At 42.7% G+C, this 16,905-nt stretch carries 12 protein-coding genes; all 12 read right to left on the bottom strand.

Translation table 11 applies throughout. The features are described 5' to 3' along the window. Positions 1-49: 49 nt before the first annotated feature. The 12 genes from J2W55_RS17965 to J2W55_RS18020 all read right to left on the bottom strand — a co-directional run bounded on the left by J2W55_RS17965 (position 50) and on the right by J2W55_RS18020 (position 16,884). Positions 50-265 carry a beta-xylosidase family glycoside hydrolase gene (locus J2W55_RS17965; protein ID WP_310098744.1) on the bottom strand — a complete coding sequence of 72 codons (216 nt, stop codon included), beginning with the start codon at positions 263-265 and terminating at the stop codon, positions 50-52. Next, positions 193-1,623, bottom strand: a complete 1,431-nt coding sequence (locus J2W55_RS17970) for a glycoside hydrolase family 43 protein (protein ID WP_310098746.1) — start codon at positions 1,621-1,623, stop codon at positions 193-195. Before J2W55_RS17970 ends, J2W55_RS17965 begins: the two co-directional genes overlap by 73 nt. A gap of 70 nt (positions 1,624-1,693) precedes the next feature. Further along, on the bottom strand, positions 1,694-3,811 hold the full coding sequence (locus J2W55_RS17975; RefSeq protein WP_310098748.1) for an alpha-L-arabinofuranosidase family protein: 2,118 nt from the start codon (positions 3,809-3,811) through the stop codon (positions 1,694-1,696). Positions 3,812-3,903: 92 nt separating this feature from the next. Continuing rightward, entirely contained in the window at positions 3,904-6,060 is a 2,157-nt protein-coding gene (locus J2W55_RS17980) for a glycoside hydrolase family 3 C-terminal domain-containing protein (RefSeq protein WP_310098751.1), read from the bottom strand. Positions 6,061-6,241: 181 nt separating this feature from the next. Beyond that, positions 6,242-6,457 (bottom strand): hypothetical protein, encoded by a 216-nt coding sequence (locus J2W55_RS17985; RefSeq protein ID WP_310098754.1) that lies wholly within the window; start codon positions 6,455-6,457, stop codon positions 6,242-6,244. A 328-nt stretch (positions 6,458-6,785) separates the two neighbouring features. Continuing rightward, on the bottom strand, positions 6,786-8,318 hold the full coding sequence (locus J2W55_RS17990; RefSeq protein ID WP_310098757.1) for a glycoside hydrolase family 43 protein: 1,533 nt from the start codon (positions 8,316-8,318) through the stop codon (positions 6,786-6,788). Between the two features lie 211 nt (positions 8,319-8,529). Further along, a complete protein-coding gene (locus J2W55_RS17995) occupies positions 8,530-9,882 on the bottom strand; it encodes a glycoside hydrolase family 43 protein (protein WP_310098760.1) in 1,353 nt (450 codons plus the stop codon). A gap of 122 nt (positions 9,883-10,004) precedes the next feature. Then, positions 10,005-11,609, bottom strand: coding sequence for a glycoside hydrolase family 43 protein (locus J2W55_RS18000; RefSeq protein WP_310098762.1), 1,605 nt, complete (start codon positions 11,607-11,609; stop codon positions 10,005-10,007). A gap of 237 nt (positions 11,610-11,846) precedes the next feature. Further along, complete coding sequence (locus J2W55_RS18005; protein WP_310098765.1) at positions 11,847-12,047, bottom strand: hypothetical protein; 201 nt, start codon at positions 12,045-12,047, stop codon at positions 11,847-11,849. A 167-nt stretch (positions 12,048-12,214) separates the two neighbouring features. After that, a complete protein-coding gene (locus J2W55_RS18010) occupies positions 12,215-13,684 on the bottom strand; it encodes a cellulase family glycosylhydrolase (protein ID WP_310098769.1) in 1,470 nt (489 codons plus the stop codon). A gap of 61 nt (positions 13,685-13,745) precedes the next feature. Then, on the bottom strand, positions 13,746-15,269 hold the full coding sequence (locus J2W55_RS18015) for a glycan-binding surface protein (RefSeq protein WP_310098773.1): 1,524 nt from the start codon (positions 15,267-15,269) through the stop codon (positions 13,746-13,748). Between the two features lie 22 nt (positions 15,270-15,291). Beyond that, positions 15,292-16,884 (bottom strand): RagB/SusD family nutrient uptake outer membrane protein, encoded by a 1,593-nt coding sequence (locus tag J2W55_RS18020; RefSeq protein WP_310098776.1) that lies wholly within the window; start codon positions 16,882-16,884, stop codon positions 15,292-15,294. Positions 16,885-16,905 lie beyond the last annotated feature (21 nt).

Consider the following 16,905-nt stretch of genomic DNA (forward strand, 5'->3'; position numbering starts at 1 on the left):
TTATTCGAATAGCGTGAACTCTGATTTGCTTTCATTAATTTAATATGCTTTATTTTTTCGACGAAATGGAACTTGTTATATGAAAAAAATCAAAGTCAGCCGCCCCTCCTATATTTTTTGTGGCATAATTAAACAAAGCAAAACGATAGCCCATAAAATGCGGGAAGGTATAGGCCATTTTTAATTGTGTGCCTAATGGCATCCACGTTTTCCCGTCCAGGCTGTAAAAAAAATCGGCCACGTCTTTCTGTTCGTAAAATTGCATTCCGCCTTAAAGTATACTACCTTTTGATCCAGGGGGATTTTTTGTGCTTCCTCAGGTTTTCCGGTGCTTGCATTGATCATTACGATAGCTTTGCTATCCCCGGTTATTTTTACACCAGCCAATCCGTAATTTTTTTGCAAAAGGCCTAAACCCGCAAAATCACCATCTTTCATATTAGAAACATCGAGCGAAATTACCCCGGAGCATACCGGGCCGATAGTGCGTTGTGTCAGTGAATTTCGCGCCATCAGGAAATTGGTGTCAATCCTGCCGGTGGTGAGTCGTAAATACCCTTTCCGCGCCGTTACAGACCACAAGCTATTATCCGGGTTATGGTTCCATTGCCAAACCAGTGGTAATACCCGTTCGTCTTTTTTGCGGGTAAATTCATCCGAGGCGACGATGCCCGGGATCAAACCTTTGCCGGCCGGCAGATCGAGTGTTTCGGTCACTTTGCCGTCAGTGCCCAAAACAGGCCATCCATCCACCCACTTTACGGGCACCAAATAGGGAATGCGGCCCACCGAGCCATAATCACGGAACAAATAAGAATACCAGGCCCCGTTTGGCGCTTCAACCAATCCGCCCTGCGCCACACCCAGGTCCTGGAGGCCGATTCGTCCTTCGTACGGGCCGGTGATTTTATCTGCCCGGTGTATGATAACAGTGCGTACGTTGCCCTTTGGCCAGGTAATATTGAAAAGGTAATATTTACCGCGGATCTTAAAAAGTTGGGAGCCTTCGGCGGCAAGACCGGTACCGCCTGATGGCAAGCTTGCATTTTCAATAATGGTTTCATCAGTTCCGCCCGGTTTTATGCCCGAAAGATCTTCTTTCAGTTCAACCAACCTCAACTTTCCACCCCCGCTAATCATATAAACCTTGCCGTCATCATCAAAAAACAAGGAGTTATCGCCCATTAGGGGGGTAAATGACCTTGCTTTCCACGGGCCTTTTTCGATATCCTTTGTAGAATAGATGTGAGTTTTGCCTGTGGTTGACGCAAATGTGCTTACATAATAAGTGCCATTATGGAAACGGATAGAACTTGCCCACGAACCCTCCCCATACATATTTTTGCCATTTGTGAGATTTGTTGCATCAACATTTGCTAAAGTATCATATGCATAACCCACCGTCTTCCAGGTCACCAGGTCGTTCGACTTCATAATCGGTACACCGGGACTCATATGCATGGTTGTACTGCTCATGTAATAGCTATCGCCTACGCGTTCTATCGATATATCCGGTACATCTGCATAAATAATGGGATTAGTGGCTTTTTGCGCGTATAAACACGGCACTATAAGCGTGATAATTAAGGCCGTTGCCCATAACCTGTAAATCGCATTTCTCATATTGACATTTGTTTTTTTGTCCTGGCATTCTTACCTGGTTTTATTTATTTAGTTTCTTACCTGGCTTTAATTATTTATTTAATGTATTTATTTGAAGCACGCTTACTGAATATGGATCGAATGTTCTTGTAAATTTAGCGCCGGGCACTTTTATTTTGGAGGTAACCGGAACTATTTTGACCGGATCGCTGATCGTGTTGGTATCTTCGGGTTTATCGCCTTTTATGACCACAATAATACCCTCCGGAGAAAGCTTTCCGGCCCCCTTTAAATCGATATCAACCTGCTGCGGCTTTCCTGTTGCATTTACCACTTTAAGAAACAGTTTTCCCGTTTTGGTGTCCTGGGTAGCCACATAAAACATGCCTGGTATAGGTTGGGGCATTTTGTTCGCCGCGCTGTCCTGCTTGGTGGCAGGCCTGATTTGGGTGGGGATATTGGCGGCCGCTACAGGCACCACTTTATTGCCGATATAGCTGTTAAACATTACTTGTACATAGTACGAAGGTGAACCAAAGCTTTTTAGAGCATCGTAACCTATCAGGTCCGAGTCCCATTGCCAGGCCTTTGGCGCAGTTGCCGTGGCTTTATTTATGTTTACAAATAATGGCGCGTAGCATGACAAGATAACCAGGTCTGAATTTCGTTCCATGCCCGTCATCCAGGCGGCATCGCCCAGGGCGGCGTTCATATTGGTGGTTGGTTCGCCTTCACGCGTTGCCCACTCACCTACAAACACTTTATATCCTTTGCGGTCGTACTTATCATAACGTGCTGCATCCTCTTCCATTTCCCAGGCATTGCGGTAATAATGTTCATCCACAATTTCGGGCTTGCGAATGGTTAATTTACTCCTGGTCCCAAGCCAGTCCTTACCGCCGATGGTTGCGATACAGTGAAGGTTTGGGTATTTGGCTTTAATGCCATCATAAAACTGGGCGAAACGCCCGTCGTAACTGCCAGACGCGTCAAACCCGTCTTCGTTACCAATCTCTACATAGCTGAGTTTAAAGGGTGCCGGGTGCCCGTCTGCCGCACGCTTGGCGCCCCAGTAGGTGTGTACGTCGCCCGTAACATATTCTATTTCATCAAGCGCATCGTCTACATATGGCTTTAAAAGCGGGCCTGCGTCCACATGGTCGCCATCGAGTGAATAGCCGGCATGAACGGCAAGCAGCGGTTCCATTTTAAGGTCTTCGCACCATTCTAAAAATTCAAGTAAGCCCATTCCGTCAGTGGGGCGGTAACCCCATGAACCGGTATGGCCCGGGCGCCGCTCAAGCGGTCCCAAAGTAGTTTTCCACGGAAATGCATCGGTCAATTTCGGACCTTCAAGGAAATTACCACCGGGAAAACGTAAAAAACGCGGTTTCATATCAGCCAATAACTTCATGATATCTACCCGGTTCCCATTCGGGCGGTTATGATAAGTTGGCGGAAATAAAGAGACGAGGTTAAAATAATAAACCCCGGTACGGTTTGTTGAAATAACAAAACGGGCGGCAGATGTTGGTTTAACATCGGCCCTTGTTGTTAATTTAAGTTCATATTTTTTCCAAAAGGCGCTTTTTACCAAATTAATAATCCCCGAAGCATATACCGTTTTACCCTCATTGCTTTCTATACTTACGGTGATAGGCCCGGCGGTGTTATCAGCAATTACCGGAACAGCAACTGTAGATTTGGGAGCCCATGACTCGTTAGGCAATGGCTTGCCTTCCGTACCCTTCATATAAAAAGAGGCGTTATATGTTGTATTAGGCAAAACAGGTATGCCCCAATAACCTTCATTTGCAATACCGGCCCGGCCGCCGCCGGTATCCACCAACAGTCTTAAACAAGTAGTTAACGCGCCATTAATTGCATGGCGCCGCTGATCAACGGGTACATAGTTAGGGTTTGGGGCAACTAATTGAATTGTGGCCTTCGCACTACCTTCTTTGATTATGCTCCAGGCTTCCGGCGTATTTGGATTGTCCTTAAATATCCTGTTCCTGATCAGCTCGGCATACAAACCTCCATCGTACGAATGGTTAATCTCTTCGGTCATCAACCCATACAGTTGCGGACTTACATTTGCGCCGGGTTTAGTTAAATCAAGCGTAAGCTTAGGGTTTTGCGCTTTTAAGCTTGTTGCAGTGAACAGGAACAGGCACAAACTTAAAATGGGTAATAACTTTTTCATCATGAAATTTAATATTATTTATTGTGTTTTTTACACTTATTTTATAAAAGCCAACGGGGCATTTACATTGGAAATTATTTCTGAGTTTATTGAGCTTATTTAACTGATATTTTCACTTTCTGAATGATACTGCGTGATGAATTACCTAATTGAAGGATGTATTCACCGGCTTCGGCATTCCATGCTTTTTTTGTTTCGTCATAAAATGCCAGGTCAGCAATTTTCACCTGCATTTCTACTGTTTTTGTTTCACCGGGCTTTAAAAATATCTTTTCAAAACCTTTAAGCTCTTTTTCCGGGCGCAAAACAGAACAAACCGGATCGCTTACATATAATTGCACAACCTCGGCGCCATAACGGCTACCTGTATTTTTGATGGTGAATTTTGCACGGATGGTTTCATTTTTCCCGTAGCTTAATTTATCAGCCGAAAAGTTGCTGATAGAAAAATCAGTATAGGAAAGCCCATAACCAAAAGGATATTCCGGTTGAATCTTTTTAGTATCGTACCAGCGATATCCAACCAGTATGCCTTCTTTATATTCTGCCGTGAGGCCTTTGCCTGGATAAGTATTTAAAGCGAAAGCAGGAGAATCTTTTAACGATACGGGAAAAGTAAACGGCAGCTTTCCCGACGGATTGATGACACCTTTTAATACGTCGGCCAGTGCATTGCCGGCTTCTGAACCGTTAAACCACGACCAAACAATTGCGTGGTTGGATTTTTTAATTTCATTCAGATCATACGGTGCGCCGGCCATTATTACAATAACAGTATTGGCATTAACCGCCGTAACCGCGTTAACCAATGCCTGCTCTCCGAAAGGCAGTTCCAGGGTTTTACGATCGTGGGCTTCACTCTCATATTCCCGATTTGAACCGATACATAAAATGGCGACATCGCTGGTTTTCGCAAGCGCTACAGCCTCATCAATCAGTTTTTGATCGGGTTGGTCATAGCCACGATTTTGTTCATCACTATTACTTGCCAGGTAGTTTGCTTTATAGCCCCTGGAAAAACTGATTTTGACCGTTTTACCGAACCTCGATTTTATACCGTCTAATGCTGTTATCTCATGTTGCGCTTTTACACCGGCGCCATATCCCCCTAAGGCAAATGTGCGGATGGCATTATCGCCAATAACGACAATACTTTTAATACTACCCGCTTTTAAAGGCAGCAAATGGTTGTCGTTTTTTAGCAAAACGATGGATTCTGAGGCAATAGCATAGGCGGCCTTGGCATGCGCCGATGTAGCGATAGATCCATTTGGATGATTGGCGCTCATAGAGGTATGACACATCACCCACAAAATCCTGCGCACCTTATCGTCAATTGTTTTTACCGGAACTCTGCCTTCCCGAACAGCTTTAAGTAACGGCTGGGCAAAATACCACTGATCATACGGCCCGCTTGATCCCATTTCAATGTCCAGCCCATTGTTGGCGGCAGCAACGGTATGGTGCGTCCCGGACCAATCTGATATGACCACTCCTTTAAAACCCCATTCGTTTTTCAGCACCTTATTCAATAAAAAATCATTCTCGGAACACCAATAACCGTTCAGCTTATTGTAGGCCGACATAATGGTATAAGCATTCCCTTGCTGTATGGCTGCTTTAAACGCCGGGAAATAAATTTCACGCAATACCCTTTCATCAACTATGGTGTTTACGCTATCGCGGTTAAATTCCTGGTTATTTGCGGCAAAATGTTTTATACAAGCAGCCACATGCTGGCTTTGAATGCCTTTTACAGACTGAACAGCCAATTGACTGTTCAAATAAGGATCCTCCGAATAATATTCATAGGTACGGCCACAAAGCGGCATCCGGCAAATATTAAATGCCGGAGCAAGCATTACATTTTTTTTGCGCGCGTTTGCTTCCTCTCCAATAACTACGCCATACCCGTTTGCCATTATGGGGTTCCAGGTAGCCGCTATTGCCGAGCCGTTTGGCAAAAACGTGGCAGAATCTGTTGTCCAGTTAGCCGATGCCCAATCAAAACGCTTTATTTCTTCGCGTACACCCAACGGGCCATCATCGCACGTTAGTTCCGGGATATCTAAACGTTTTACGCCTCCCGAAGAAAATAACGCGTTGCCGTGAAGCATTTCTATTTTTTCTTCCAGCGTCATTTTGCTGACTATCCGGTTGATCTTCGCATTAAGCGCAGCCTCACTTTTGTTTTGTGCCGAAACTCCGCCGGCCACAAAAAATGCCATAAAACAGGCAATGATATATTTCATAAATTATTAGTTCTCTTTTTCTTGTCGATGCTATTTGCCTGCCGCTGTAATTTAACCGGGCCTTGCTTTAAGGCCAGCCAGGCGAACCATTTTCTTGTTTTAATTTTTCAATCTGTTGCCTGTTTAACTGGGCGGGCCTGCCCATATCAACATAAGTGCAATTGAAATCTTATTTTAAAAATTACATCCCGTAATGCTCTAAACATTTTTGAGTGAACTTCTTAATAAGAACCAAGCCCTCGTTACACATTTTTCTTGATGTAGGTGTTAAGATCGGGTTACTGAAGATAACGAGGTGCTCTTTAAGCAACAGACCAATCGTATCAAAATTCTCTATCAAAGCTTTAATTTCACTTTCATCTAATTCCGGCGCTTTTGAAACAATTTGATTTTCCATGTTCTCTTTTTTTAACCAGGTGACAATTGCCGCGGCAATTGTCATGCGTTCAATAGATCACTGTTGATTTCCGTTATGTTGAAAGCAGAATTGTTATGGTTAAAAATGCCGGGACCTCTCGGTAAAGGCCCCTGGCATCTACTTATAAACAACTAAAACTCTCGCTTATTTAATTTTCATCACTTTTGATAGGGCATCCATCACACGCTGATCAGGCACCTTACCCGGCTCCCAAAAGGAAGGCTTAAGGGTTTTACAGAATCGGCAGTAACAGCTCGTTTTGATCGAACATCTACTATAAATAGCATCAATAAACCAGCAACCGGACTTAATAAAATTTCCATTCATCAAACAAAAAGCCCTCTCCATTAAATATGAAATAGATGTTCCCTACTCCTTTATTTATGTTCAGTTCTATTTTCTTTGAGAGCGTAGTCCATTCCTTCTCATCACATGTAAGGGAAACAAGAGCTGGGCCTTTAAGATTATTTACGTAAACATCAATTTTACCTTTTCCCTTCACCCGGGCTTGGAATTTGGCAGGAATCTGTTTGCTAAAATCAGCTCCCCGGACCATGAGGCATTGTTTATCTATTTTTCCTATGGCAACCATATTACCCTCATTACCATCGGCTTCGAACTGAACCTGTCCGGAAGTGCCTGCGGTGGTTTCTGCTTGCTGAAGAACGAATGGATTTAATGGGTTAAGTTGTGACGGACCTTTAAAAGTTGCGTTGACCATTGGGATATTCACGTCATTCCCTTCATCCACCGATGCTTCTTCGATATCCACATTACGAAAACCACCTTTAGTGCCAAAATGATCCTGCAAATACATAGCATGGTAAGCAAGATAATATTTCCCTTTAAACTTGAACAAGTGAGTGTGATTGTTTGTTAAAGGCCCCACGTTAACGTCGCCAGTATTCTTAAAATAGTTATCGCGATACTTCCAACTATCCTGATTTAAGGGTGTTTTACTCGTCATATAAGATATGTTGCATGCGGTTGGTTTAGCAATACTGCTATAAGGCCATTCAGTGCGTTCATCCCAACTCGTACAATAACTATAAACCCAGGTTCCATTGATAAAATTAAGGTCACTGGCCTCATTAAAATAGGGAGCGGGTATCTTAGAAAAATTGCTGGCCAAACTGATCATATCTGCTCCTAATTTGACGATTCTGGCATTATCCGGCATATATTTTGTTTTAGGCGTTCCTGCTCCAAAAACCAGCCAGCCTGTACCTCGGTCGTCAATCACAACTCCGGGATCGAATGGAGCACCGACATCCACACCGGGTACAGAGTGGTCGACTATGTTCTTTCCTAATGGGTCTTTCCAGGGACCAACGGGAGAGGTAGAAGTAAGCACGGCTGAGCCAGCACCGCTATTGGAGTAATACAAATAGAAGTGTGTCTTACCATCTGCTTCCAGTCTTGATGTAATGGAAGGTGCCCAGGAATTCTGACTCCATGGTGCTAGCTTTGCTGTATTTATGAGACCATGATAAGTCCAATTAACCATATCATCAGAAGACATCATGACCAGTGAACGGATATGCTCGTATGAATTTTTCCCATCCTTTCCTACATGCTCATACTGTTCATGATCATTCGTGGCATACACATAAATTCTGCCATCGTATTCTATAGCTGTCGGGTCGGCCGTAAACATAAAATCTAATAAAGGATTCGCATTACTGGAGGTAAGTTTCGGCGAAACATTTGCGAATTTTTCTTCCAGTTTTTCATTAATCCCTTTCGGTTTATGCGCATTAGTCTGAGCTTTTACATCTTTTTCATATCCCAAAAAAGAGATAGCAAGAACCGTAATTAACAACACTTTTTTTTTAATCATACTTTTTTTATTTTATTGGGCCGTATAACCATGATATTTCATTTTTCTCTTCTCGGTTTGGATTACGATCGGGTCAATAGTAGAGTGGCACCTACCCCCAAATAGTAAACCAGTCGCTCTATGGGGGCAGCTATTGCCTGTAATATTATCTTTTTGATATTCATTGTTGTTCTAAATTTTTAATTAAGAGGATGAATGATTCTGGAAGATATTATTTATCGAACTTCCACCAGTTGAAATTGAACAGATCGCCTTGACTGCCTTTAAAAACAAAGTACAGATCGCGAACCCCCTTTAACTTATTTACTTTAGTTGAAACGGTGGTCCAACTTTGCAAGCCTCCTGTATTTTTCACCTCACAGAACCCTAATAGTTCTCCTTCGTGACTATCCACATGTATTTCGATAAAACCACCTGAGGCAGATGCAACATTAGCCTGAAATGATCCTGCTCCTTTCTTAAAATCAACACTTCGGACTTTGATAAAATCACCATTGCTGATTTCCGTTACATAAACTCCGGCGTTGGTGCTGCATTCGGTTTCAATTCCCTCCCCCCAGGCTATGGTTTCCGCTTCCTGGCGGATGAATGGATTTAAATGTTCAACAGGTTTTACACCTTCGGCTGTTGGAGTTATCCGTGGAATGCTCCCATCTTTACTATAGCGGAACTCCTCCACACAAACGGAGCGGGTAAAACCTCCGCCACCTGGCAATGCACCGTTATGATAGAACAAATACGATTTCCCTTTATAATCGATCACACCTGGGTGATTGGTAAAAGCGCCTCCCTTTTCAATTATCCGCATAATGGTATCGCGGTAAACCCATGGTCCGGTAGGACTTGCGCTGGTCGAATAAGCCAAATGTTCCGGAACACCTCCTGCAGCATAATGCATATAGTACAGGCTTTTGCGTTTGTAAAACCAAGGCGCTTCTTCGTATGCTGAAGGTCTTTTATCAACGTCTTTATATCGTACATTAAACCCTTCTTTACTCAAAGGCACTGTAACTGCCTCTCCAGTGTAAGAGATCATATCCTGGTTCAACTTTACGTACTTAAGATAAGGGTTGCCCCAATAGAGATATGCCTGACCATCGTCATCAACAAATACCGTGGGATCAATATCCCCGTAACTGATGTGAACCAGTGGTTTTCCAAGTGCATCTTTAAACCGGCCGGTAGGGCTATCAGAAACAGCCACCCCGATTGACATTCCCATCGTTTCATGGGTCATAGGTACATACCAGTAAAACTTCCCATTCCGGGCAATGCATTGCCCGGCCCAGGCATCTTGCTTCGCCCAGCTGAAGGTTTTAACCGATAGGGGCGACCCGCGGTCTGTCCAGTTCACCATATCGGTAGACGAGAAACAGCGCCAGTCTTTCATGATAAACGTATTTGATTTATCTTCATCATGCCCAGTGTACAAGTAAACGGTGTCTTTGTATACCATCGGCGCCGGATCGGCTGTATAAATGGTTTGTATAATCGGGTTTTGAGCCTGTGCACCCGCTACAGCAAAAAGAGCTGTTACCTGCAATACTATCTTTCTAAAATTCATTGTTGTGCTAAATGTGCGTGCGTGATACTGTGAAAACCCCTGTACTAAATTTAATCTGAGTTTGTGTTTAAAATTTAAAAGCACACAATACTTTCATTCACCCTGTCAGGCGTTGGATCTTATCATTGAATCGTATCCGTAATATGAAAGAAATCAAAATCAGCATAACCGCCTATTTCTTTTGTTGCATAATTAAACAAGCCAAAACGATAGCCCATAAAATGCGGAATGCTATATCTCATCTTCAAAGGCCGACCTATCGGTTTCCAAACTTTTCCATCAAGACTGTAAAAGAAACTAGCTTCATCTTTCCCATTAAGAGCATACAAGTTATTAGCTTCATCGTTCATGCCGGTAAAATCGCAATCAATTCTAAAGTAAATTTGATCTTGATCCAGTGGAATTCGCTTTATTTCGACAGGCTTATCATTATCAGTAGTGATCATTACTATCGACTTTTGACCCGCGTCAATTTTAACCCCCACTGATCCATACTCTTTTTGGAAAGCTGAGAATCCGGCAAAATCGCCGTCTTTCATTTTGGAAACATCCAGGGCAACAGAAGCTGAGCTGGTTGGACCAATAGTGCGTTGTGTAAGTGTGTTTCTGGCCTGAAGAAGATCATTGTCGATTCTTCCTGTTTTGAGCCGCAGGAATCCTTTTCTTTCAGTTACAGACCACAGCGCATTATCCGGATTATGATTCCATTGCCATACTAAAGGAAGCGCTGCTTGTCCTTTTTTTCGGTTGAATTCATCAGAAGCAACCAAATTCGGAATCAAACCTTTGCTGGCTAGCAGGTCTAATGTTTCCGGGACTTTGCCGTTTTCTCCTAATACAGGCCAACCGTCTTCCCACTTGACAGGAACGAGATAAGGAACGCGGCCAACAGCACCAAAATCGCGGAAAAGATAAGAGAACCAACGTCCATCGGGAGTATTTATCAATCCTCCTTGAGCAATTCCTCTATCCTGTAAGCCAACTTTTCCTTCCCAAGGACCGTTGATATTATCTGCCCTATGTATAATTACAGTTCGCATTCCACCGCGTGGCGCACAAATATTAAATAGATAATATTTCCCCTTCACTTTAAATAATTGAGATCCTTCAGCTCCTAGGCCTACTTCTTTTCCTGTTGGCGCACTGGCGTTTTCGATGAGAACTCTCTCCGTAACGCCTTGTTTAATTCCTGTTAGATCATCATTTAATTCAACAATTTTAAGCCGGTCTGCGCCATAAATTAAATATACCTTGCCATCATCATCAAAAAACAAGGAATGGTCATGGAGGGATGGCTTAAAAGAAACTCTTTGCCAATTTCCCTTTTCTATATCTTTTGTTTTAAAAATATAGGTTTCACCGGGTATGTCCTGTGCAAAAGTGGTTACATAATACATACCCTTGTGGTAGCGCAAACTACTTGCCCATGAACCTCTGCTATAGATGTTTTTTCCGTCTGTCAAATTTAGCGCCGGCAAGTCTGCCAAAATATCGTAGGCATAGTTGATGATTTTCCAATTAACAAGATCTGTAGATTTCATAATGGGAACACCCGGGTTCATATGCATCGTTGTGCTGCTCATATAATAATTTTTACCAACCCTGATCATCGACATATCGGGGACATCAGCAAAAATGATTGGATTGCTTGCTTGTTGTGCATGAACAGTATTTGAAAAAAACAGGCAACTCGAAAGCGCAACGCAGAATAAAAAAGTTTTGATCATTATTTAAAAATGGATATTTGTGATAACTGTTATTTTTATATGGAGACGGTCGAAAAGAATTGATGGATATTCTATAGAACCTGTTTCACTCCTGAATCTTTTATTTACCTCCCTAAACAAGGGCATCTATTATACGCTGGTCCTTTACCACATTATTACCTCTGTCTAAAGCATTACCACCTCCCAATAGAATGGCAGAATACCATGTGCTTTAGCCTGTTTGGTTATATCAGTTGTTCAGTAATCCATAGATTTATTGTGCATATCTAAATCCTTGGGAACAAATTTGCTACTGGCGGTCTGCCTAAAGGTTGCATATTCAGCCAGCACTACTGGAACACCTTTATCAACAAACTTCTCTTTCATCTTTTTGAATTCAGAAATAATCGCATCCTCTTCTCCCCAGGTGGCCTTCCGGCTCAAAAACAACTTTATCATATTTTCATTTTGCTAAATTTGTCTTTTCACAATCAATACCTACATATACGTCAAACTAAACTTTTAAAAATTCTGTGATCCATTAGGATCACAGAATTTAATGGCTTTGATAACGAGTGTTAACAACACCCTTATTCATGGGAAAGCTTAAAATTGAATGTTACTTTTTACTTATATCCTTCCTTAAGGGCATCATACATACGCTGGTCCTTTACCACATTATTAGCTCTATCTAACATAAAACCTATCTCCCACCAGAATGGCAAAAGGCCATTCGCTCTCATAGTTTTGGTCGTAAAAGTTGTCCAGTAATCCACCGACTTGTTGTGCATGTCCTGATCCTTAGGAGTAGGCTTATCGAGGCCAGGAGCCCGCCTCCAGACTGCATATTCACCCAGTATCACAGGGATACCTTTATCAACAAAATTCTGTTTCATCTTTTGGTATTCAGCAGCGATCACGCCCTCCTCTCCATCGGTGGCGTTGCGATCTGGTTCAATAATAGAATGATTCCCAGCTCCCCAGTAGTAAACCATTTTGCCCCAGCTTACATCTCCATCCGTTAATATCGTAAAAGTAGCAGGCGTGTAGTCATGCACCTCAAGCATCATACGATTAGGTGTCGGGTCGTGAGGCATAGTAGTCATCAAAGTAGCGGTTAGAGAAGTATTAGTGTGAGGCCCCTGCACAACCAGCACCCGGTTACTGTTTCTGCCCCCGGTAGAGCGAACTGCCTTGATGAATGTTTCGTGATAACCATTAAGTATGGCCATCTGCCCGGCATTGTCAGCCGAAGGTTCATTCGCGCCGGCAAATATAAGGTGTTCATCAAAATCACGCATGGTTGTAGCGATCTGCTCCCAAATCGCCTTTTGCATTGCATTAACGGAATCTTTCTTGAACGCATTGATATTATCTTGCAGCCAACCACCATCCGCGTGAGCGTTCAGTATCACATACACATCATTAGCCACACACCATCCAACCACTTCTTTCACCCGCGCAAGCCATGCAGGGTCAATTTTTGCCTTGCTCCTATCGCTTAAATGGGTCCAAACCCAGTTACAGGGAAGCCGTACAGAATTGAAGCCTAAGCTTTTTATATATTTTATATACGATTCGGTAACTTTACTATTAACCCAGTCGGCTTCGTTTGGCGATTCCATAGTATTGCCAAAATTTATTCCCATTCCCGTACGCATTTTTGCCGCCAGTTGCACGGCGTTACTGGTCATTCCAGTCATGTCTGGCGCTTTGGGCGATGTATTATAATTGGGGTATAAGGTGGGGGCCTGAGAAACTATCAACCTTCTTCCCTGGCCATTGGAAGAACTTATGTATAAAATACCAGAGCGGGTTGCCGCTGTGCCATTTGGCGATAATGTTGCTAAATGAATAACAGTACTGCCGCTTTTGCCTGATGTTGTACTTACTTGCAACCACGAAAAAGCAGGATTGTCGATGCTCCAATCGGCATTACCTGCAACGGTTACGTCCTCGGTACCCCCATCACCTGTAAAAGTTATTGTGGATGCACTAACTGTTAGTTGCGGGGCTGGGTTTGTTTTTTTACAGGACAATAAAAATATCACTGCAATAAGCGATATCAATATTGTAAAAGAATAGTTAACTTTCATTTTGATTTTATTTTAATTAGTTAAAAAGCCCCACGGCGATATGCTGCCGCAGGGCTGTAGACTATTTGATTTTCACACACCTAATATTGTCAATAGCGACATAAAAACCAGTTGCAGTTGGCGAAGTATCGAAATTTTTAAGGGTCATGTTATAACTATTTGCACCAGTAGGCCCTAATAATTGGCTTATTTGACTAATTGATGCACCATCCCCTAATTCGTTAACTGTTGATTTGAAGGCAGATAAAGGAATAATTACGGTTTCCCAACCTTTCGTTATAAAAGCTTTGGTAACATTTGAACCAGGAATTTTCCATGGCTCATAACGCGCAACATAACTGTCGCCTGCAAATTCAGTTCTAATATAAAGCGTACCTCCATTCCATGGTTTAGCCACACTTATGTCAAATTGAAGAGCCCAGTTTGCAGGAGGATCTATAATATTTGCCACAGGCAACCAGTGATTACCCGTATTAGAATTACCCAATGGGATGTACACACTTGCACCGCCAGCTAAAACAGGATTATCAATATACATAAACTGACTATTATTTGTTCCCATCGAACCATTAAAATCAGCTTGGGCATAAGTTAAATGTTCACTTGCGCCCCAGCCAAAACCAAAATTATCACCCCACTCCATATCTCCTAAAAGACCTACTTTATCGATATTTTGAGTATTTACTTTATAAACAGTAGAAACCGTTCCATAACTGGTAACAATGGTCACTGGTCCACTAGCGTAGCTGTTCGAAGCTGGAGCCGCAAACTTAACATAAACGCCATGTGGACCTTCGGTGAAATTTGTAATACTAGCACCGCCAAAAGAAATTGACTGAATAGTCTTAAGGTAAGCACCATAAACATAAACCGAATCACCAACGTTGGCATTACAGTTGGAAATGCCGTAAATGATCGGCTTCGCATTTATGGTATCCCGGGCAGTACCAGATTTAGTAGTTACTATGATTAACTTGTCGGATGTTGTTGCCGGCATCAGAAAACCAAGAGAGGTGCCATTGACATTTGAGTTAAATCTGGGAATATTGGTTCCGCCGTATGTTAACTGTTGAACCAATACCAAATTTGAACCATAGAGATAAACCGAATCGCCCGGGGCGGCAAACACATCGGATACTGCGCTAATAATTGGCGCCGCAGGGCCTAATTTAAAAGCGAACGTTGTTGAACCTGCCAGTGTACTATACTGTATAGTATAGAGTTTAGCAGTATCAATTGTTGAAAACTCAATGTAAGGTATACTCACCACTGCACTGTTCGGCGCAAATAAAGCAGTGTTAAAACTGGTAGGAACCCCATTAAATGTAATATTGGTTGCATTTTGCAAATTATGCCCAATTATAACCACATATTTTCCTGAGTGTCCGGTAAAGGAAGTATCAGTATTAAGATTACCAGTACCTATAAGCGTATCCTGAGGTGACGGATGATACAATCTTACGCTTGTAATACTAGGAGCACCAGCATTGCTGCTATCGTTGATCTTCTTGCAAGCAGGCAGTAAAGCTACTATCATTAATAAAAGCAGCAATAAACACAAGCGGGCATTTAAAATCTTTTTCATATAATTTATTTTTAAATGTTAATTAATAATAAGGCACTGGTGGGGCTGCCAATTTAGGGTTCATTGTTAGCTCCGATCCCGGAATTTGTATTGTAAATGAACTGATAGTTGCCGGAAGAGTAGGTGCAGGGGCAGTCGTATCCCTTTTAGCTATATGGGTAGTAGCATCATAACTAAATGCGGCCCGATCTTGTTTATTGATCCAATCAACAGCTTGTTGCGGTTGGTAATAAGACCACCGTACCAGGTCCATCCAATATTGTCCTTCAAAAGCAAATTCAATTCTTCTTTCCTTCAGTATTGTGGCAGCGTCCAAAAAAAGCACAGGGGCCACACCGGCCCTTGACCGCACTTTATTAAAATAAGTTAGAGCGTCACCATCGCTCGTAGTGCCATTGTTACCCAAAATAGCTTCGGCATATACCAAATACACATCGGCCAACCTAAGGATTGCATTGTGTTCAGGGGATGACGTAGGGTCCATTGTTGGCGCATTGTTATCTTTTTCGTTACCAATAATGTGTTTTTTCATACAAACCTGGTCTGCCTTATAGCCACCACCGGCTGCATTTAATTCGGGATACGTATCCCCGGTCAGCATAATAGTGGCTTTGCGCCTTACTGAATCCTGGGTTGTGTACATCTTATATAAGTCGTAGCTTGGATATAATGCAGCATATGCGCCTGACTTTTGAGGATTTATATCGTTGCTTGGCGAATAGTTTAAATTACGGTTGCCATTTCCCCAAGTTACGCCTGGCGCCCATTGAAGGGCAAATAATGATTCAGGGTTATCATTGTATTGCGACCTGAAAAGATTATAATAACCGAGATGCTGCGAATCATCTTGCCCAAGAAGCGTTAACGCGCTTTTGCACACATTGCCCGCGTATTTTTTGGCGCTATCCAACAATGCCTGGTCGCGCGTGCCACTTTTGCCCAAACCTGCCATTGTTAAATATACTTTAGCCAGCATTCCTTGCGCCGACCATGTGGTTACCCTACCTGTTTCACCTTTGATTGGAAGATTTTGCACTGCATAAGTAAGGTCTTTAGCAACGAATTTGTAGACATCCGAAACAATATTACGCGGAAGCAATGGTTCCTTTATCAGCTTGCTGTTATCCTCAATAATAGGCACTGCACCCCAATAAATAGCCAAATGATAATAAGCTACGGCACGAATAAACTTTGCTTCGGCAATGGCGGCATTTTTGTCTGCTGCCGAGATAGAAGCAGAGGCTTGTTGCTGTATGGCATTAATAACCCCATTACATTGTCCTATAACATTATACAGGCCCGTCCAACCGCTTGACACTACGCCGTTATTCGCTGTAATTGCGCGTGTATAAAGCTGACTCCAGTCGCCAATCCATTGGCGATTAGCAGTTCCGCTCAATATGTCACCAAGTTGTAGCAAAGCCCCATTATGCCATTGCGACCACGCCGTACCGCCATATAAGCTTGCTGTAGCCAGCCGCAAATCGGAGGTGGTTTTGTAAAAATTATTAGAACTTATCTGCGAGGTAGATGGACGGTCCAAAAAAGCCTTTTTGCATCCGGCAATTGCTGCCGCAAATAGCAAAATAAATATAATTTTATTAATTGATTTCATAATACCTTATTAAAATGGTGA

The sequence above is a fragment of the Mucilaginibacter pocheonensis genome, assembly GCF_031456535.1.
GTDB lineage: Bacteria > Bacteroidota > Bacteroidia > Sphingobacteriales > Sphingobacteriaceae > Mucilaginibacter > Mucilaginibacter pocheonensis.